We start from the raw sequence: 16,818 nt of genomic DNA on the forward strand, positions 1-16,818 counted from the left end.
GCCGAAAGCCAGACGGCGCAACCCAGATGATGAGTAGCGTCAATCCCTGCCGTTTATTCGCTGAATTGCCCGGACGGCGAATGCGGTTTAATGGCATTCTGCGATCGTCCGGGACGGGCAGGGAGCGAAGAATTTACAGGCTACAGGGTTCAGACCTATGCGCGTTAAGCTGTTTGCAGAGCACAAGACTACAAAGAATGTCTTTTCGCTGTTTCTGATCACCCTGCTGTTTTGTTTTTTAGGCAGTCATCTGCGTATTCCCGCCGAGCTATCGCTATTCTGGCCAGTGAACGCCATCGTCGCTGCCGTTATCGTTCGTCATCCTTTTCTGCATCGCTTTCGCTACTACCTTGCCAGCTTCGCCGCCATGGTGGTGAACGACACGGTATTTTCCGGCTGGGCATGGCCCGCCGTCACGCTGAACGCCGCTAACCTGCTGTTTATCGTTATTTCCGTCTCTATGCTGGTAAAACACTACCTGCGCGACTCCGACCGCAGGCAGATCAGCAACGCGCTGCGCATCTTTCCCGCCTGTCTGCTCGCCGCCTTCGCATGTGCTACCTGGGGCGGCCTGGCGCAGAATATGAGCTTCGATGCCCGCTTCGCCACCGCCTGGGGCGACTGGTTCAGCGAACAGTTCTCAACCGGCCTGATGCTGCTGCCGTTTTTACTCGCGCGCAACTGGCGCAGCCTGTCGTTCGCCACGCTGCTCTCTCCGGGTAAATGGCTGCCGCTGCTGAGCGTGCTGCTGTCGTTGGTGGTCGGTGCCATGATTGGCGGCGCGGGCAGTTTGACGTTTCCGGTTCCGGCGCTCATCTGGTGCGCCATCGTGCTGCCGATCCCGGTAACCAGCCTAGTGATACTCCTGACCGGCATCAGCGAAATCGTGCTGGTCTCACACGGCGTAATGAACATTCAGGGCAACGACAACCTGCTGCCTTTAAGCCATCTGACTTCGGCGCGCCTCGGCGTGGCGACGGTCGCCATCAGTCCGCTGATTGTCGCCGTCAGTATGGATGCGGTGCGCCAGCTTAACCAGCGGCTCGCTTTGCGCGCCAACTACGATTTTCTGACCCAGCTGCTGTCGCGCTCCGGGCTTTACGAGAGCCTGAAAGAGGAGCCGTTCTCCGCCGAGCGTAACGTTGGCGTCATCCTGCTGGATATCGACTATTTCAAAACCATCAACGACAACTTCGGCCATGACGCTGGCGATGGCGTACTGGAGGAGATCGCGCTGCGGATGCAGAAAGTGGTGGGTAAACAGGGTTTCATCTGCCGGTTCGGCGGCGAAGAGTTCGCTATCGTGCTGTTCGACGCCCGGCCTGAGCAGCTCTACCGGCTGGCAGAGGCAGTGCGGCAGGCGATAGGCAAAGAGAAGTTCTGGCTGCAGGGCAATACGGTTACCGTAACCGCCAGCCTGGGGCTGGCGCAGGGAAGGGCGGGTGAAGATCGCAGCTGGCACAGCGTGGTGAATAAGCTCATTTCCGCCGCGGATAAAAACCTCTATCTTTCCAAACGCAACGGGCGCAACCAGACTTCGCCTGCCTGGCGCACCCTGACGCTGGCCAGCGACGTGGCGTAAATCACCCCGTCGCGCTCGCTCTTATACGCTGCTTTTTAGCTGGCTGGTCTGCTGATGACGCTCCAGCGCCAGCTCGATCAGGCGAGTGATAAGCTCGCGATATTCGACTCCCGCCGCCTGCCACAGCTTGGGATACATGCTGATGTTGGTAAAGCCAGGCAGGGTATTCACCTCGTTAACGATAATCTCGCCTGCGTCCGTCAGAAAGACGTCGACGCGCGCCATACCGCTGCACTCCAGCGCCTGAAACGCCTTGATCGCCACGGCGCGGATCGCCTCGCTGCGCTCAGCGTCGATGGCTGCGGGCACCTGCGTCCGCGCGCCGGTTTCGCTGATATATTTGGTCTCGTAGGAGTAAAAGGCGTCGTGCACCACTATTTCGCCACACGGGCTTGCCTGCGGCTCATCATTACCCAGCACTGCGCACTCGATTTCACGGCCTTTGATCCCTTTTTCAATCAGCACTTTGCGATCAAAGGTGAAGGCGAGATCCAGCGCGCTATCGAACGCTTCGACAGTGTCTACTTTGCTGACGCCGACCGATGAACCCTGATTGGCCGGTTTGATAAACAGCGGCAGGCCCAGCTGCGCGACTACCTCAGACGCCTGGATGCGCGACCGCTGCGCCTGCGTCACGCTAATCCAGGGCGCAACCTGCAGCCCGGCGTCACGCAGAAGACGTTTGGTGACGTCTTTGTCCATGCTGACCGCCGAACCCAGCACGCCAGAGCCAACAAAGGGCAGCGACGCCATACGCAGCAATCCCTGCAGCGAACCATCTTCGCCGAGCGTGCCGTGTACGATAGGGAAAATAACATCGATCTGCGACAACGCGTGGCCGCTCTGACGGGCGATCACCTGCTGCTTTGACTCGCCCGGCACCAGCGCCACGCTTTCGCCGCCGCGGTTGAGCGCGATAAGCGCCGGATCCTGCGCGTTGATCAGAAAGTTCGAGGCGTCATTCAGATGCCACTGACCCTGTTTATCAATGCCTAACAGCACCGGCTCGAAACGCGTTTTATCAATCGCATCAAGGATATTTTTAGCCGACTGTAACGATACTTCGTGCTCGGCCGATTTGCCGCCGAACACAATGCCTACCCGCAGTTTTGTCATTAGAGCTTGCCTGAAAGATGTTGCGAAACCCACAAGATAACACGCGGATTTCGCCCTGTAACGGCATCGCGCGGGGCGCTTACTTTAATGCATCAGCGAGCAGGTTGCGGCACTGAGTGGCGTCGGTGCTGGCCTGTGCCTTTTGCTCTGCGTTCAGGCTCTGCCAGGCTTTGACCACCTGTTCGCCGAGGCGCGGCTGGAAATGAATTTTCTGCAGGGCGTAGTCAGAGTTGCCGCCTTCAATAACGGTGCGCATATCTGCCATAAAGCGACTGCTCTCTTCATGGTGGATGGCGCAGAACACCGAGACGTAGTAGGCCTCGTCCTCTTTGCTGTAGTGAGGCGTAAGCCAGTACCAGGCGGCGGCTACGAAGATAATAAGAAGCGGAAGAATGATTTTAAGTCTGGAAGTCATGGCTATGAATTATGCTCGCTGGTGCAAAGGGGGGTATCACGTGGATCGCGGGGCCTGAGATCGGTACGGTAAAGGGCTGCGCTTATCGACTGGGAAAGCGCACCGCTTTTAAATCAACGTCATCACGACAATTCCCGTCGCGGAGATCTCATTCAGCGCGCATTCGAACTCTGCATCGCCGCCGCTAATCCTGACGCGACCGCCGGGCAGACGAGAGAGATTACGCAGGCTGGCCATGCCTTCAATATCCAGCAGCCATTTCCCGTCCACGACCGTCTTATAGCTGCGGTTAATGATGTACTGCTGCTCGCCTTCGATGACCGCCAGCAGATCGCTGTTGGCCGCCACCTTATCCAGAAAAAGTTTGTTTTCCAGAGTCACAAAATCAACAGGCTTGAGTTCACCATTTGTTAATTTTACCCGCTCAATGTCCGTCAGACTTTTTAACGGGCGATTTTCATTGCCCTTTTCCGCTGCCAGCGATTGTACTGCGCTGGGCGGGTTTCCCTGACCATAGAGGATCCAGTTCAGCTCGGCATCTGTGTCAATCAGGCATTGCACCACCAGATCGGCGGGGAAAGCGTCTCTTTTATAACGCATTGCCAGGTTGCTTGAGGAGAGGCCAACATGCTCAGCGTACTGTGATTTTTGTTTAAACCCATAGGCCTGAATCAGTCTGTCGAGGATAGCCCCGCCGCTCCCGTTAAAATTAGTGACTAACATTTTTGAGCTTCCTCTTGTGTTACTAACATATTTGAATTAGCATCACTGCGTTGTGAATGTTATCGCATATGAGTGACATTACGTTAACTGGAGATGATGCCCTATGAGGCCTGACATTACAAATGCCATAGCTGTCCTCCTTTTATTACGGACTGGCGTAAAACGTCCTGTTTCAGCGCTTTTTATTAAGGCATACCGCGCGTTAACAGCGATTTTCGCCGCCGCATACAGCCGCGCTGCGGCGAAAAAAAGCGTGCTGAAAGGATCTTACCGGGCAATGAAAGGGAGATATTCTTTTTCTGTTAATTTTCAGCCGGTCTGACTCACTTATGATGAATAGCCAGCCTGAACCTGTTGCAGCAATGAGCTTTGACGAGTTTCGTAAAAGCTGGCGTCAGATGCGCAACAACAGCCGTAACCCGGCGCTGGTCGCCTTCAACCGGCAAAACGATGATTTTAAGTTCTGCGTGCTGACGCTGGCGAACCGGGAAAGACCCGGCAGCTTCCGGCTTCAGGAGGTCGGCAACCCCTTTGAATCCTTCGATGAGGCCCGGCGTGAGCTGATCATTGCCGCAATGAACAAAATGGTGCGCTGGGGCAGGCTGTTGCCTCGCTCTTTTTCTGACGCAGACCAGTATCTGTCTGAATAACTGACCTTAACCGCACATTGATGACGTCAACCCGTCGGGCTTCGCTTTGCCCAAATTCAGGAGAGATGAAATGAGACACCCTAACCCTGACCTTGAAACCGATGCACTGAGCGCTCTGTTAACCGCTGCGCGTTACGACGAACGCAGAGGCCGCGCGCAGGCCGTCGCCAGTCGTCTGGCCGCGATGGCGACGCATATTAGCCGCCAGGGACTAAGCGGTATTGAGGCCGCCGAGCTGATCCGCCATGAAGCGCAGCGCTACCGCGATGAATCACAGGAGCTGCACTGATGGTCGATACCATGGATATAGAGCAGCAGCGTCAGGCGGAGCAGCTGGCGCTGGATATCGCTGCCGTTACCCAACGGCCCAAAGGCGTAAGCGCCTTCTTCTGCGAGGAGTGCGACAGCGCCATTCCCGAAGCGCGTCGACGCGCAGTCACCGGCGTTTCCCGCTGCGTCGCCTGTCAGGAGATTGCCGAACTGCGCGGGCGGCACTATCAGGGCGGCATATAATGCAGCGCTACAGCTGGCCCTGGAACGCGCCGCGTAAGGCTATCGCCTCGCCTTATCCCACTCACGCCGAGATGCAACAGCGCAGCCGCCAGATGGCTGCGCTATCGCAGGCATGGATCGCGCTGGAGCAACAGCCGGCGCTGGTGCAGCGCGCCATCAGGCTGCGTCACGCTCAGATGGAGAGTGGACGAGGCGCAGCCTCTGCCGCGAGCTATCTGACGACGACCTTCGCCGATCGCCTGCTGCCGCGTATTGAACAGGTCAGCGCGCAGTATCGGCTGGGCGAGATGCGTCGTGGCACCGTCACCTTGCTGAGCGGCCACGCCGCACAGGAAAAAGGCGCCGCCGCTGCGGCAGGTGCGCTGTGGGAACTGATGCGACGTTTTAACCGGCTGCCCGATATGTCGCGCGCCGATGTCGATTTGCTGGCGGGCGATATCGCCAGCTTTATCTTTGCCGAGCTGGTACAGCTGCATGCGCAGAACGGTGAGGAGTCGGACTGGCGCTACAGCCACCGCCTTTACCTTACCGCCGCAACCATCACCCGTGAATTCCGCCAGACGCCGCCCCTGTGGCAGAAAGTCACGACGCGCCTCTTCGCGCCGGAAGAGGTTACGCCAGCCATTATGCGGATGCAGGGAGAGACCTGGTGGAAAGGGCGTCTGCGCCGTATCGCCGCCGCCTGGCGCGAGCATCTGCAGATCGCGCTGGCGCACGTCAGTAAAAAAAGTTCGCCTTACGCCAGCCGCATGACCATCGCTGAATGGCGTGAGCAGAAGCGCCGTACCCGCGATTTTTTACAGGGCATGGAGCTGGAGGACGAAGAGGGCAACCGCATCAGCCTGATCGACAAGCATGACGGCAGCGTCGCCAACCCTGCGATCCGTCGCTGCGAGCTGATGACCCGTATCCGCGGCTTTGAAAACATCTGCAATGCTATGGGCTACGTCGGCGAGTTCTGCACCCTGACCGCTCCGGCGCGCTATCACGCTACGCTCAGCAGCGGCCAGCACAATCCGAAATGGCGCGGCGCCAGCCCGGCTGAAACGCAGCGCTACCTTTGCCAGCTCTGGCAGAAGGTGCGCGCCAGACTGCATAGAGAGCAGATCCGCCTGTTCGGCATCCGCGTCGCTGAACCACACCATGACGGCACGCCGCACTGGCATCTGCTGCTGTTTATGCGCCCCCAGCAGTCCGCGCAGGTACGCCAGATCCTGACGGAATACGCCTGCCAGCAAGACCACGAAGAGCTGACCAGCGAAAAAGCGCGCAAGGCTCGTTTCCACACGACGGCGATCGACCCGCAAAAGGGCAGCGCTACCGGCTATATCGCCAAATATATCGCCAAAAATATCGACGGCTACGCGCTGGACGGCGAGCGAGATAACGAGAGCGGCGAGAGCCTGCGCGACTGCGCGGCAGCGGTTTCCGCCTGGGCGGGACGCTGGCATATCCGCCAGTTTCAATTTGTCGGCGGCGCACCGGTAACCGTCTGGCGCGAGCTGCGTCGCCTGACGGAGGGAGAGAGCCTGCGCAGTCTGAGCGAGGATCTGGCCGAGGCGCGCGAGGCGGCGGACAGCGGCGACTGGGCCGCCTACGTTAACGCGCAGGGAGGGCCGTTTGTGCGCCGCGACGAGCTGGCGGTGCGCGTCTGGTATCAAAACGCCGAACAACCTAATAGCTGGGGCGAAGAGATCTCGCGCATTAAAGGCGTATACAGCACCGAAGCGGGCGAAGAAAAACCGCTGCTGACCCGACTGGTGAGCTGGAAGCTGGTGCCGAAGCGTCAGCCAGAGGTTGAGAACGTGGAGCCGAAAGCGTCAGCTTGGAGTTCTGTCATTAACTGTACGCGGACGCTAAGTCGGGCAGGCGTATTAGCGCGGTTAAATCATTATGCCGAACCGGCGTCTCAAAAGCGGACAAAACCGCTCCGCAAGGGGGCGTTATGCGGACAAAATGCGCCGCCATAAGGCGCTTTTTCTGCTTTTTTTACCCATTTGACTTAGTGGCGCTCTCGCTAAAAAAGTCGCTATATCAATAGCCTAAGCAGGCGGTATTCAGAACTTAATTTTCTTTATATCAGATTGCATGCTGTGCTACTGTATAGATATACAGTTATAAATTGGGGGAGGGAAAGTGGATACTGATTTACAAGAACAGGTAATGCTTGAGCGTGTTGAGCTCATTGCACGTCTGACCACTGAAGGAGTTTGCAGGGAGCGCGACCGGGAAGTGGCCCTCGCTTTAATCGCCGAGATAGCTGGCGATATGATGATAAAAAACAAGGAATTTGCCGTTTCGTTTGCCGCTATCTCCACCAATAAATAACAATGCAGGTATGGCAATGAGATGCGATCGTTTGACTCATAAAAAGCAGCAGATCCCGAACCTTTCCCCTTGATGCTTGCGCCGTCCGGCGACGGCTGACCAGAAGCAATAACGGCACCCTGTGGGTGCCGTTTTTTTTGCGCTGCGATCTCCCTGTTTACCCATATTCCAGCAGGCGGGCTGGCGTTGAGCCATCGCCCCGCAGCGGAGAGACTGGCTCTGCCGGATGACGAATTCAACGGCGGAGCAGGCTCGAGCCTGCGTTTGCCAACATCACCTTCAACGGGGAAAAGCACAGTGACGCACCATTTTTGCGTACCCGTCAGCGGGCCTGACGGGGAGTTATCGCTATGAACATCTATGCGCTCCAGGGCGATACGGTCGATGAGATCTGCTATCGCTACTACGGCCGTACGCAGCAGGCGGTCGAGCAGGTCTACGCGGCCAATCCCGGCCTTGCCGATCGCGGCGTCGTTCTGCCACACGGCTATGCGGTAACGCTGCCGGAGCTGCCGGAGGCCGCTACAGGCGAAACCGTGAATCTGTGGGACTAACGATGGAGAAAACCAGCTCGCTGATTAACTACCTGGTCAGCCTGTTTTTGATGTGGCTGGGCCGTCACACCATCCAGGATATCGCTTTTCTGGTCGGTTCCGGCGTGGCGGTGATCACCCTGATCGTTAACGTGGCGACCTTTTTCATCAACTGGCACTACCGCCGCAAAACCTATGAGCTACAGCGCCAGCGCGCAGGGAGGCACTCTTGAGCCAGACCGCTAAACGTTGCGCCGTGGTCGCCGTGGTGGCGATCGCCGCGCTGCTGCCGCAGTTTTCTACCCTGAAAATCTCCTCTGGCGGGCTACAGCTGCTGGCGGATGCAGAAGGCTGCCGCACCTCGCCCTACCAGTGCAGCGCTGGCGTCTGGACCAACGGTATCGGCCATACCGCCGGCGTCACGCCGCAGAGCGTAGTCAGCGAGCGCCAGGCCGCGGTTAACCTGGTGGATGACCTGATACGGGTCGAACGCCAGCTCTCCCTCTGCGTGCCGGTGAAGATGCCGCAGCCGGTCTGGGATGCGCTGGCGAGCTTCGCCTTTAACGTCGGCGCCGGCGCCGCCTGCCGTTCGACGCTGGCGAGCTACCTCAACCAGCAGCGCTGGCGCGCGGCCTGCGATCAGCTGCCGCGCTGGATCTACGTTAACGGCGTGAAGAGCGCCGGACTGGCGGAGCGGCGCATGCGGGAGCGCGCCTGGTGTCTGCGAGGCGCTGCATGATGCGCCTTTGCGCCGCGCTGCTGGCGCTACTGCTGCTGCTGTTCGCCTTCGCCAGCTGGCGCGGCGCAAAGGCTGGTGACCAGCTGCGCGAGGCAAGGCGCGCCAACGCCGCGCTCTCCGCCGATCTCACCAGCCGCGACCAGATTATCGCCCGCCTGACGACCCAGGCGCAGGCGAACAGTAAACGCGAAGCGGCGCTGCGCCTGCAGCAGGATCGCGCCAGCCGCATCGCCCTCAGCCGCGAAGTGCACATAGCGAGAGAAACCGATGCCAGTCAAGCGTTACGCGAGTGGTCTGCTGCCGCTCTGCCTGATGACCTTATCCGGCTGCACAGCCGTCCCGCCTTCGACAACGCCCGCGATTATCTGGGCTGGCTGTCCGCGCGTGAACAGCTGCCCGCTGCCGGGCAACAACCTGCAAACGCAGGGCGATCTGGCGGCAGATAACCGTCAGTTAGAGGCTGCGCTCGTCTCTTGCGGGCTGCAGATTGAAATCATTAAAGAGTGTCAGGAGCAACAGGATGCAGAAACCTCAACAGCTACGCGCGGCGCTCAACCGCAGCGTGCCGCTGCTACAGCAAAACCCTGAGCGGCTGAGCATGGCGATTGCCGCCGGAACGGTGGTATCGACCAGCGCGCCGTCGCTCTCTTTCGAGTATCGCTATCAGCTTGCGTTAACGATTGCTGACTACCAGCAGGACGTCGAGGCCGTCATTGTGCCGCTGCTCGTCTGGCTGCGGGATAACCAGCCGGAAATGATGGGCAACGCCGATAAGCGGCGCAGCGATTTTACCTTCACGCTCGACGCGTCCGGCGCCCTCAACATCGGGCTGACGCTGAGCGAGCGGGCGCGGGTAGTGCAGACGGATGACGCGCTGCAGGTCACCTTTCCTGGCGAACCGACGCCGCCGGCTAACGACTATGCGCCGCTGCAGCTCTGGGTGCATGGCGAGCTGGTCAGCGAGTGGCAGCGCTAAAGCTGCTCTGTCATCTCTCAGCGGTCGGCGTCGCGTTGCTGGCCGCATGCACCAGAGGTAACACTAGCGACATGAACGAACATCTCAGCGAAATCCTGCGCCTGCTGCGCAACCTTATCCGTATCGGCACCGTCTCGGCGGTTGATCCTCAGAGCGGGCGCTGTCGCGTACGCAGCGGCGACAACGAAACCGGCTGGCTGCCGTGGCTCAGCGCCCGCGCCGGACGATCGCGCGCCTGGAGCGCGCCGTCGGTCGGCGAACAGGTGCTGGTACTGAGCCTGGGCGGCGAGCTGAACACCGGCTTTATTCTGCCGGGCATCTTTTCTGACAGCCATCCCGCGCCTTCCGCCTCGGCTGACGCGCTGCACTGGTCGTTTCCCGACGGCGCGGCTATCGAGTACGAACCGCAGAACGGCGCGCTGAAGGCGAGCGGCATTCAGAGCGCCAGAATTCAGGCGGCGACCAGCATCGTGTTTGATGCGCCGCTGGTGGAGTGCACGACAAAGCTGAAAACCGCCACGCTGGAGGTCACCGGCGGTGGGACGTTGCAGGGCACTGTTACGCACAGCGGCGGCAGCCTTAGCTCTAACGGCATCGTGGTCGATGCCCATCAGCATGGCGGCGTGAAGTCGGGCGGCGATCTGTCGGGAGGGCCTCAGTAATGAGTGAAAAATATATCGGTATGAGCCGCGACAGCGGGGTGGCGCTGGCGGACCTTGAGCATATCCGGCAGTCGGTGCGCGATATTTTGACCACGCCGCTCGGCTCCCGCGTGATGCGTCGTCGCTATGGCTCGCTGCTTTCGGCGCTGATTGACCAGCCGCAAAACCCGGCGCTGCGTCTGCAAATTATGTCTGCCTGTTATATGGCGATTTTGCAGTGGGAACCGCGCATCCAGCTGAGCGCTATCAGCTATGAAGCGTCCTGTGACGGCGGCATGACGGTAGAGCTTACCGGCAGCCGCAGCGATACGACGCAAGAATTTTCCCTGACTATTCCCGTGAGCTGAACCTATGGCAACCATTGACCTGAGCCAGCTGCCTGCGCCCGACGTGGTGGAGACGCTGGATTATGAAACCTTGCTGGCCGAGCGCAAGGCGACGCTGATTTCTCTTTACCCGGCCGAGCAGCAGCAGGCGATAACCCGCACGCTGGCGCTGGAGTCGGAGCCGCTGGTTAAGCTGTTGCAGGAGAACGCCTATCGCGAGCTGATTCTGCGTCAGCGCATCAACGAGGCGGCGAAAGCCAATATGGTGGCGTGGGCGACCGGCAGCGATCTCGACCAGCTGGGCGCCAACAACGGCGTGACCCGACTGACGCTGAGGGCTGCGGATAACAGCACCATTCCGCCGACCGCGGCGGTGATGGAGAGCGACGATAACTTCCGCATGCGCATCGCCGCCGCCTTCGAAGGGCTGAGCGTGGCGGGGCCGAGCGGCGCCTATGAGTATCATGCCAAAAGCGCCGACGGGCGCGTGGCGGACGTTTCCGCCACCAGCCCGGCGCCGGCGGAGGTCGTGATTACCGTCCTGAGCCGCGAGGGCGACGGTACGGCACCTGCCGATCTGCTGACGATCGTAGCGAACGCGCTGAACGATGAAGATGTGCGCCCGGTCGCCGATCGCGTCAGGGTGCAGGCGGCCACCATTGTCGATTACCGCGTCGACGCGACGCTCTATCTCTATCCCGGCCCGGAAGCGGAGCCTGTCCGCGCCGCCGCCGAGGCGAAGCTGCTCGCCTTTATCAACGCGCAGTCGCGCCTGGGACGCGATATTCGCCAGTCTGCGCTCTATGCCGCGCTGCATGTAGAAGGCGTGCAGCGCGTTGAGCTGGCGCAGCCGACCGAAGATGTGGTGCTGGATAAAACTCAGGCCGCGTACTGCAGCGGCTACAGCATCGCGGTGGGAGGCTCCGATGAGTGATCGGCTGCTGCCGACCGGCTCCTCGCCGCTTGAGGTCGCCGCCGCCGAGGCGTGTGCGGATATCGAAAAGATGCCGGTGCCGCTGCGCCAGCTGTGGAACGCGCAGACCTGTCCGGTCGCGCTGCTGCCTTATCTCGCCTGGGCCTGGTCGGTTGACCGCTGGGATTCCAACTGGAATGAGGCAACGAAACGCAGCGTTGTTGCCGCCTCGGAGTATGTGCACCGGCATAAAGGCACCATCGGTTCACTTCGGCGCATCGTCGAGCCGCTCGGCTATCTGATCCGCATTACCGAGTGGTGGAAAACTGGCGAAGCGCCCGGCACCTTTCGCCTCGACGTCGGCGTACTCGATACCGGCATTACCGAGGCGATGTACAACGAGCTGGAGCGGCTGATCGCCGATGCGAAGCCGTGTAGTCGGCATCTGACTGGCCTCTCAGTCAATCTCGACTCCAGCGGAACGCTGCCGGTGGCTGCTGCCAGCTACAGCGGCGACGAGCTGACGGTTTATCCCTACACCCCTGAAATCATCACCGTGAGCGGGCCGGGCTATACCGGCACAGCGGTACATTTAATTGACCTGACGGAAGTGCGCACATGACAACGAAATATTATGCCCTGCTGACTAATCAGGGCGCGGCAAAGCTGGCGAACGCTACGGCGCTCGGCACTAAGCTGCAGATCACGGAAATGGCGGTAGGCGACGGCGGCGGCGTGCTGCCGACGCCGGATGCCTCGCAGACGAAGCTTATCGGCGAAAAACGCCGCGCGGCGCTTAACTCGTTAAGCATCGATGCGGCCAACAGCAGCCAGATTATCGCCGAGCAGATTATTCCCGAGAACGAAGGCGGCTTCTGGATCCGCGAGATCGGCCTGTTCGACGCTGATGGCGTAATGATTGCTGTCGCCAACTGCGCGGAAACCTATAAGCCGCAGCTGCAGGAGGGCAGCGGCCGCACGCAGACCGTTCGCATGATTATCATCGTCAACAGCGCCTCGGCCGTGACGCTGAAGATCGATCCGTCTGTGGTGCTGGCGACGCGTCAGTATGTGGATGACGGGGTAATTGAGGCGAAACAGTACGCCGATAAGGGGCTGGCTGACCACGTTGCGGCGGCGAATCCGCATAAGCAGTATTTGCAGATTGCGAATGCGCTGGCGGAAATTAAGAGTGCGGGGAAGGTGGCGGATGTTCTACAAAACCTTGGTATTAGCGAAAACTTTTCCGGGCGATTTCTCAACCGTCAGATTTTCACTACTCCAGGGGCTGTCAGCTATAAACCCACACCCGGCACGAAACGAATCAAAATAATCCTGACTGGCGGAGGTGGGCGCGGTTATGGCTTTCTTGGATGGGGCTCTGGATTCCATTCACGCGGTGCAGGCGGCGGGGCTGGCGGCACCGTCATTGCCTGGGTGGCAGTTGATGAGAATAAAACTTATGCAGGCGTTGTTGGCCAAGGTGCAGATGACACGCTGAACTCATCAAGCAGTTCCTTTAATGGTCAGTTAACGGCAGGAAATGGTAGTTCGGCGAGTGGCGATGCGGGCGGAAGCGGCGGTAGCGCTGTCGGCGGTGATTTAAATATGCGTGGTGGTGATGGCAGCGATGCGCCCGGCATTGTCAGCGATTCAGGCAACCCTTACTTCGGTGGTTCTGGCGATGGCGGAGCGAGTTACTGGGGAGGCGGCGCACGCAGCGGTGAAGGCTCAACATCAGGGCGCGCACTAAGATTTGGCGCTGGTGGCGGTGGCAATACTCGCACCGAACCCTATATCGGCTCTTTTGGTGCGCACGGCATTATGTATATTGAGGAATTTAGCTAATGAAAACTTATGCTCGAATTGAGGAGCAGCGCGTTGTTGAGATTGTTTCACTCAGCGTTGAGCCTTCTGTGATTTATCATCCCTCTCTGGAGTGGATTGATATCACATCTTTACCTGCACCGCCTGAAATTGATTATGATTATAGCAACGGTCAATTCGCTGTGCCTGCTATCACGCCTGAAAATGCTGCCGTAATGGCTAGTATGACGCTCAATATATTAATGGAAGAAGCAAAAAAAAACATCGTGCCATTACAAGATGCCGTCGATATCAACATTGCAACTGATGAAGAAATTATGCGCCTTGCTGAATGGAAGAAATATAGAGTAATTCTTAGCCGTATTGATACAAAAAAGGCTCCTGATATATACTGGCCAGTCAAACCTTCGTCATAATAAAAGGTTCAACCGCCCCAAATGATGAATTTTTAGGGGCGGTTATTATTACAATTTCTTTATAGAAAAAGGTTTAACTAAGCCGTTTAAAGGTCAGGCGGGTAGAACGGGCCATTCAACTACTGGCGCAGCGCTAATATCGGTTTTCTGCAACGCTTTAATGTAAGATAACCAGCTTATAAGTCGGGTTTTATCTTCATTTTCGATTACATCCAGCTGTAATTCAGTCTGCCATAGACTGATCCTTGCCTGCGCTTCGGCCAGCAACGATGATCTTTTAAGCTCTGCTGACTCAACTTGCGCTGCATGCAGCGCTTCAATATTTGTAACCCACTCTTTACCATTCCACTCATCAAATATAGTAGAAGGCTTGAGTGTTGTTATCCCAGCCGGATAATCGCCTGGCTCAGTAATCTCTGTCGCTTCGCCATTTGCAACGGCATATACCATTTCACCACGATGGTCAGCAATGACTTGCCAATGGTCTCCACGAAAAACAGTAGCACTGCCTGCCTTAGCAGTTGGTGGTGCAACGATAGTGGTATTTGCCGGAACGCCAACGCCTTGCTGCAAATACTCTTCAGTCGTACCGAGATACTCACCACTTTGCGGATGATAGTTATAAACGGTTATCATACCGGCCTCGTTTGCCAGTCCATTTTTGTCCAGATTAATTTTTGTCATTAAATGGCTCTCACAATAAAATTAAAGGCTATATTTCGTGGGCGAGTTTCAATCCCCCCTGTCTTTTCCATAAAAATATATGTATGGCACCTGTTACCCGTCATATTAGTAACATCTACGCTTTCGCTATTTTGATCGGAATAAGCAATGATATTTTCTGAAGGAGTACCATATTCATTAACAAAACGATGGTTATGCGATCTTAGCTCGTCAGCCTGAAAAGAGGAAAGATTTCTTCCACTGTCAACTCCACGCCCATCATCCCAGCCACGTATAAACTCGCCGCGCAGATCGGGAAGCTTCAGTGAAGGATACGCTTTTGCCAAAGCGGGGTAAGTCGCAGCATTAAACGCAGCGCCATTGCATTTTAGCCACCCGTTCGGAGGCGTCGCTGATGGCCAGGGAACCGGTACGCCGACCGGTAGCGCCGAGCCTTCTCCTAAACCAAGGTTTTTGATAAAGCCGTCTCGCATGGCAAAATCCGCCAAAATCCGTCCTCGGGAAGCTAAAGAGAAAAATTTATGGCCGTAATTGGTTATATTCGCGTATCAACAATTGACCAGAACTGCGACTTACAGCGAAACGCGCTGCTAAGCGCAAACTGTGACCATATTTTTGAAGATCGTATCAGCGGAAAAGTGGCCAGCCGTCCTGGACTTAAACAGGCCCTCAAACGCATCAGAAAAGGCGACACGCTGGTTGTATGGAAACTCGACAGGCTTGGGCGCAGCGTAAAAAACCTGATAGCGCTGATTTCAGAACTGCACGAGCGCGGCGCGCATTTCCGTTCGCTAACAGACAGTATTGATACCAGCAGCGCAATGGGACGCTTCTTCTTTCACGTTATGTCCGCGCTCGCTGAAATGGAGCGTGAGTTAATTGTCGAACGTACTCTGGCCGGACTGGCTGCAGCCAGAGCGAAAGGGCGAATGGGCGGAAGACCCAGGGTTTTAACGCCGGATGAAGTTGAGCAGATTAGCCGGCTGCTGTTAAAGGGACATACCCGTCAGCAGTTGGCCATCATCTATAACGTCGCGCTATCGACCCTCTATAAATACTTCCCTGCGAAGGCGTCAAAAAGCCGCAAGCCTGACCTGATGACCGAGGCGGAAAAAAGCGCGCATAACCACCTGTGAAAAGCCGATGTCCACTCATCCCTCAGCAAACCGCAACCGCATGATTTCCCTCACCTGACCTGACAATCTGAGCGCACCCTCAACACGGAGTGCATCAGATGTCTGATTATCATCACGGTGTACGCGTTGTCGAAATTAATGACGGCACGCGCACCATTTCTACCGTATCCACCGCCGTAGTCGGCCTGGTCTGCACCGCAGACGACGCAGACGCAACGGCTTTCCCGCTCAACACCCCGGTGCTGCTGACTAACGTGCAGGCCGCTATCGCTAAGGCTGGCAGCAAAGGCACGCTGGCCGCGTCGCTGCAGGCGATCGCCGATCAGGCGAAACCGGTCACCGTCGTGGTACGCGTCGCGAAAGGCGCAACCGACGCGGAGACTATCTCCAATATCATCGGCACCACTGATGAAAAAGGTCAGTACACCGGCATGAAGGCGCTGCTGACCGCGCAGACGCAGCTCGGCGTGAAGCCGCGTATTCTCGGCGTGCCGGGGCTCGACTCGCAGGAAGTGGCGACCGCGCTGGCGAGCATCGCTCAGCAGCTACGCGCCTTCGCCTATGTGTCAGCCTGGAACTGCAAAACCATCAGCGATGCGATGAACTACCGCAAAAACTTTAGCCAGCGCGAGCTGATGGTGATCTGGCCCGACTTTATTGCCTGGAATAGCGCGACCAGCGTTGCCGATACCGCCTGGGCGACGGCGCGCGCGCTCGGCCTGCGCGCCAAAATCGACAACGACACCGGCTGGCATAAAACCCTGTCGAACGTTGGCGTCAACGGCGTCACCGGCATCTCCTCATCAGTATTCTGGGATTTGCAGCAGAGCGGCACCGACGCCGACTTGCTGAACGAAGCCTGCGTGACCACGCTGATCCGCAAAGATGGCTTCCGCTTCTGGGGCAACCGCACCTGCAGCGACGATCCGCTCTTTGCATTTGAAAACTACACCCGTACCGCGCAGGTACTGGCCGACACCATGGCCGAAGCGCATATGTGGGCCAACGACAAACCGCTGACGCCGGTGCTGGTACGTGAAATCGTGGCGGGCATCAACGCTAAATTCCGCGAGCTGGTCAACGCCGGTTACCTGCTGGGCGCCTCCTGCTGGTATGACGAAAGCGCTAACGACGTCGCCAGTCTGAAAGCGGGCAAGCTCGCTATCGACTACGACTATACGCCGGTGCCGCCGCTGGAAGACCTGACGCTGCGCCAGCGCATCACCGACACCTATCTGGCGAACTTCGCCGCATCCGTTAACAGCTGAGGAGCCGGATA

24 protein-coding genes and 2 pseudogenes are annotated in these 16,818 nt (G+C 57.9%); 21 read left to right on the plus strand and 5 right to left on the minus strand.

Features of this window, described 5'->3' with window-relative positions:
• The first annotated feature begins 157 nt into the window (after positions 1–157).
• Entirely contained in the window at positions 158–1,582 is a 1,425-nt protein-coding gene (locus tag MHZ89_RS15340; RefSeq protein WP_311783747.1) for a diguanylate cyclase, read from the plus strand.
• A 21-nt stretch (positions 1,583–1,603) separates the two neighbouring features.
• Here MHZ89_RS15340 and ddlA read toward each other — a convergent pair whose 3' ends face one another.
• The 3 genes from ddlA to MHZ89_RS15355 form a co-directional block, all read right to left on the minus strand.
• Positions 1,604–2,698 carry a D-alanine--D-alanine ligase gene (gene ddlA / locus MHZ89_RS15345; RefSeq protein WP_311783748.1) on the minus strand — a complete coding sequence of 365 codons (1,095 nt, stop codon included), beginning with the start codon at positions 2,696–2,698 and terminating at the stop codon, positions 1,604–1,606.
• A gap of 79 nt (positions 2,699–2,777) precedes the next feature.
• Positions 2,778–3,113 carry a hypothetical protein gene (locus tag MHZ89_RS15350; protein ID WP_311783749.1) on the minus strand — a complete coding sequence of 112 codons (336 nt, stop codon included), beginning with the start codon at positions 3,111–3,113 and terminating at the stop codon, positions 2,778–2,780.
• Between the two features lie 108 nt (positions 3,114–3,221).
• Positions 3,222–3,836: a phage repressor protein CI gene (locus MHZ89_RS15355; RefSeq protein ID WP_311783750.1), complete on the minus strand. Its 615-nt coding sequence runs from the start codon at positions 3,834–3,836 to the stop codon at positions 3,222–3,224.
• A gap of 103 nt (positions 3,837–3,939) precedes the next feature.
• Between MHZ89_RS15355 and MHZ89_RS15360 the strand changes: the two genes are divergently transcribed.
• The 18 genes and pseudogenes from MHZ89_RS15360 (at position 3,940) to MHZ89_RS15445 (ending at position 13,719) form a co-directional block, all read left to right on the plus strand.
• Positions 3,940–4,158, plus strand: a complete 219-nt coding sequence (locus MHZ89_RS15360) for a hypothetical protein (RefSeq protein WP_311783751.1) — start codon at positions 3,940–3,942, stop codon at positions 4,156–4,158.
• A gap of 7 nt (positions 4,159–4,165) precedes the next feature.
• Positions 4,166–4,486 (plus strand): hypothetical protein, encoded by a 321-nt coding sequence (locus tag MHZ89_RS15365; protein WP_269949823.1) that lies wholly within the window; start codon positions 4,166–4,168, stop codon positions 4,484–4,486.
• Positions 4,487–4,556: 70 nt separating this feature from the next.
• Positions 4,557–4,775, plus strand: coding sequence for a DUF2732 family protein (locus MHZ89_RS15370; RefSeq protein WP_311783752.1), 219 nt, complete (start codon positions 4,557–4,559; stop codon positions 4,773–4,775).
• Positions 4,775–4,999 (plus strand): TraR/DksA C4-type zinc finger protein, encoded by a 225-nt coding sequence (locus MHZ89_RS15375; RefSeq protein WP_126690381.1) that lies wholly within the window; start codon positions 4,775–4,777, stop codon positions 4,997–4,999. The genes MHZ89_RS15370 and MHZ89_RS15375 overlap by 1 nt, the downstream gene beginning before the upstream one ends.
• Entirely contained in the window at positions 4,999–6,969 is a 1,971-nt protein-coding gene (locus MHZ89_RS15380; protein WP_311783753.1) for a replication endonuclease, read from the plus strand. The genes MHZ89_RS15375 and MHZ89_RS15380 overlap by 1 nt, the downstream gene beginning before the upstream one ends.
• 166 nt (positions 6,970–7,135) lie before the next feature.
• The gene (locus MHZ89_RS15385; protein ID WP_240629454.1) at positions 7,136–7,327 is read left to right on the plus strand and encodes a hypothetical protein; all 192 of its coding nucleotides are present in this window, start codon (positions 7,136–7,138) and stop codon (positions 7,325–7,327) included.
• 350 nt (positions 7,328–7,677) lie between these two features.
• Positions 7,678–7,881, plus strand: coding sequence for a tail protein X (locus MHZ89_RS15390; RefSeq protein WP_126690379.1), 204 nt, complete (start codon positions 7,678–7,680; stop codon positions 7,879–7,881).
• 2 nt (positions 7,882–7,883) lie between these two features.
• Positions 7,884–8,093 carry an HP1 family phage holin gene (locus MHZ89_RS15395; protein ID WP_120454878.1) on the plus strand — a complete coding sequence of 70 codons (210 nt, stop codon included), beginning with the start codon at positions 7,884–7,886 and terminating at the stop codon, positions 8,091–8,093.
• Positions 8,090–8,599: a lysozyme gene (locus MHZ89_RS15400; RefSeq protein ID WP_311783754.1), complete on the plus strand. Its 510-nt coding sequence runs from the start codon at positions 8,090–8,092 to the stop codon at positions 8,597–8,599. Before MHZ89_RS15395 ends, MHZ89_RS15400 begins: the two co-directional genes overlap by 4 nt.
• A pseudogene (locus MHZ89_RS15405) lies at positions 8,599–8,946 on the plus strand (LysB family phage lysis regulatory protein); the annotation flags it as partial. The gene MHZ89_RS15400 and the pseudogene MHZ89_RS15405, both read left to right, overlap by 1 nt.
• Positions 8,867–9,187, plus strand: coding sequence for an Rz1-like lysis system protein LysC (gene lysC / locus MHZ89_RS15410; protein WP_311783755.1), 321 nt, complete (start codon positions 8,867–8,869; stop codon positions 9,185–9,187). The pseudogene MHZ89_RS15405 and the gene lysC, both read left to right, overlap by 80 nt.
• Entirely contained in the window at positions 9,120–9,575 is a 456-nt protein-coding gene (locus tag MHZ89_RS15415; protein WP_311783756.1) for a phage tail protein, read from the plus strand. The genes lysC and MHZ89_RS15415 overlap by 68 nt, the downstream gene beginning before the upstream one ends.
• Before the next feature lie 71 nt (positions 9,576–9,646).
• Positions 9,647–10,237: a phage baseplate assembly protein V gene (locus MHZ89_RS15420; RefSeq protein WP_311783757.1), complete on the plus strand. Its 591-nt coding sequence runs from the start codon at positions 9,647–9,649 to the stop codon at positions 10,235–10,237.
• A complete protein-coding gene (locus MHZ89_RS15425; protein WP_311783758.1) occupies positions 10,237–10,584 on the plus strand; it encodes a GPW/gp25 family protein in 348 nt (115 codons plus the stop codon). The genes MHZ89_RS15420 and MHZ89_RS15425 overlap by 1 nt, the downstream gene beginning before the upstream one ends.
• Before the next feature lie 4 nt (positions 10,585–10,588).
• On the plus strand, positions 10,589–11,497 hold the full coding sequence (locus MHZ89_RS15430) for a baseplate assembly protein (protein ID WP_311783759.1): 909 nt from the start codon (positions 10,589–10,591) through the stop codon (positions 11,495–11,497).
• Positions 11,490–12,098, plus strand: a complete 609-nt coding sequence (locus MHZ89_RS15435) for a phage tail protein I (RefSeq protein WP_126690374.1) — start codon at positions 11,490–11,492, stop codon at positions 12,096–12,098. The genes MHZ89_RS15430 and MHZ89_RS15435 overlap by 8 nt, the downstream gene beginning before the upstream one ends.
• Complete coding sequence (locus MHZ89_RS15440) at positions 12,095–13,324, plus strand: phage tail protein (protein ID WP_311783760.1); 1,230 nt, start codon at positions 12,095–12,097, stop codon at positions 13,322–13,324. Before MHZ89_RS15435 ends, MHZ89_RS15440 begins: the two co-directional genes overlap by 4 nt.
• Positions 13,324–13,719: a tail fiber assembly protein gene (locus MHZ89_RS15445; RefSeq protein ID WP_311783761.1), complete on the plus strand. Its 396-nt coding sequence runs from the start codon at positions 13,324–13,326 to the stop codon at positions 13,717–13,719. Before MHZ89_RS15440 ends, MHZ89_RS15445 begins: the two co-directional genes overlap by 1 nt.
• Before the next feature lie 93 nt (positions 13,720–13,812).
• Here MHZ89_RS15445 and MHZ89_RS15450 read toward each other — a convergent pair whose 3' ends face one another.
• Entirely contained in the window at positions 13,813–14,403 is a 591-nt protein-coding gene (locus tag MHZ89_RS15450) for a tail fiber assembly protein (protein WP_311783762.1), read from the minus strand.
• Positions 14,403–14,861 (minus strand): annotated as a pseudogene (locus MHZ89_RS15455) (phage tail protein); the annotation flags it as partial. The pseudogene MHZ89_RS15455 and the gene MHZ89_RS15450, both read right to left, overlap by 1 nt.
• Before the next feature lie 63 nt (positions 14,862–14,924).
• On the opposite strand from MHZ89_RS15455, the gene MHZ89_RS15460 reads away from it, so the two are divergent.
• On the plus strand, positions 14,925–15,539 hold the full coding sequence (locus MHZ89_RS15460; RefSeq protein ID WP_311783764.1) for a recombinase family protein: 615 nt from the start codon (positions 14,925–14,927) through the stop codon (positions 15,537–15,539).
• A gap of 98 nt (positions 15,540–15,637) precedes the next feature.
• Positions 15,638–16,807, plus strand: coding sequence for a phage tail sheath protein (locus tag MHZ89_RS15465; RefSeq protein ID WP_269949834.1), 1,170 nt, complete (start codon positions 15,638–15,640; stop codon positions 16,805–16,807).
• The last annotated feature ends 11 nt before the right edge of the window (positions 16,808–16,818 follow it).

This window comes from Pantoea sp. ACRSB, assembly GCF_022346905.1.
GTDB lineage: Bacteria > Pseudomonadota > Gammaproteobacteria > Enterobacterales > Enterobacteriaceae > Pantoea > Pantoea piersonii.

Coding starts and splice junctions, on each gene's coding strand:
- MHZ89_RS15340 (WP_311783747.1), top strand. CDS start 158: ATGCGCGTTAAGCTGTTTGCAGAGCACAAGACTACAAAGAATGTCTTT.
- ddlA (WP_311783748.1), bottom strand. CDS start 2,698: ATGACAAAACTGCGGGTAGGCATTGTGTTCGGCGGCAAATCGGCCGAG.
- MHZ89_RS15350 (WP_311783749.1), bottom strand. CDS start 3,113: ATGACTTCCAGACTTAAAATCATTCTTCCGCTTCTTATTATCTTCGTA.
- MHZ89_RS15355 (WP_311783750.1), bottom strand. CDS start 3,836: ATGTTAGTCACTAATTTTAACGGGAGCGGCGGGGCTATCCTCGACAGA.
- MHZ89_RS15360 (WP_311783751.1), top strand. CDS start 3,940: ATGAGGCCTGACATTACAAATGCCATAGCTGTCCTCCTTTTATTACGG.
- MHZ89_RS15365 (WP_269949823.1), top strand. CDS start 4,166: ATGATGAATAGCCAGCCTGAACCTGTTGCAGCAATGAGCTTTGACGAG.
- MHZ89_RS15370 (WP_311783752.1), top strand. CDS start 4,557: ATGAGACACCCTAACCCTGACCTTGAAACCGATGCACTGAGCGCTCTG.
- MHZ89_RS15375 (WP_126690381.1), top strand. CDS start 4,775: ATGGTCGATACCATGGATATAGAGCAGCAGCGTCAGGCGGAGCAGCTG.
- MHZ89_RS15380 (WP_311783753.1), top strand. CDS start 4,999: ATGCAGCGCTACAGCTGGCCCTGGAACGCGCCGCGTAAGGCTATCGCC.
- MHZ89_RS15390 (WP_126690379.1), top strand. CDS start 7,678: ATGAACATCTATGCGCTCCAGGGCGATACGGTCGATGAGATCTGCTAT.
- MHZ89_RS15395 (WP_120454878.1), top strand. CDS start 7,884: ATGGAGAAAACCAGCTCGCTGATTAACTACCTGGTCAGCCTGTTTTTG.
- lysC (WP_311783755.1), top strand. CDS start 8,867: ATGCCAGTCAAGCGTTACGCGAGTGGTCTGCTGCCGCTCTGCCTGATG.
- MHZ89_RS15415 (WP_311783756.1), top strand. CDS start 9,120: ATGCAGAAACCTCAACAGCTACGCGCGGCGCTCAACCGCAGCGTGCCG.
- MHZ89_RS15420 (WP_311783757.1), top strand. CDS start 9,647: ATGAACGAACATCTCAGCGAAATCCTGCGCCTGCTGCGCAACCTTATC.
- MHZ89_RS15425 (WP_311783758.1), top strand. CDS start 10,237: ATGAGTGAAAAATATATCGGTATGAGCCGCGACAGCGGGGTGGCGCTG.
- MHZ89_RS15430 (WP_311783759.1), top strand. CDS start 10,589: ATGGCAACCATTGACCTGAGCCAGCTGCCTGCGCCCGACGTGGTGGAG.
- MHZ89_RS15435 (WP_126690374.1), top strand. CDS start 11,490: ATGAGTGATCGGCTGCTGCCGACCGGCTCCTCGCCGCTTGAGGTCGCC.
- MHZ89_RS15440 (WP_311783760.1), top strand. CDS start 12,095: ATGACAACGAAATATTATGCCCTGCTGACTAATCAGGGCGCGGCAAAG.
- MHZ89_RS15445 (WP_311783761.1), top strand. CDS start 13,324: ATGAAAACTTATGCTCGAATTGAGGAGCAGCGCGTTGTTGAGATTGTT.
- MHZ89_RS15450 (WP_311783762.1), bottom strand. CDS start 14,403: ATGACAAAAATTAATCTGGACAAAAATGGACTGGCAAACGAGGCCGGT.
- MHZ89_RS15460 (WP_311783764.1), top strand. CDS start 14,925: ATGGCCGTAATTGGTTATATTCGCGTATCAACAATTGACCAGAACTGC.
- MHZ89_RS15465 (WP_269949834.1), top strand. CDS start 15,638: ATGTCTGATTATCATCACGGTGTACGCGTTGTCGAAATTAATGACGGC.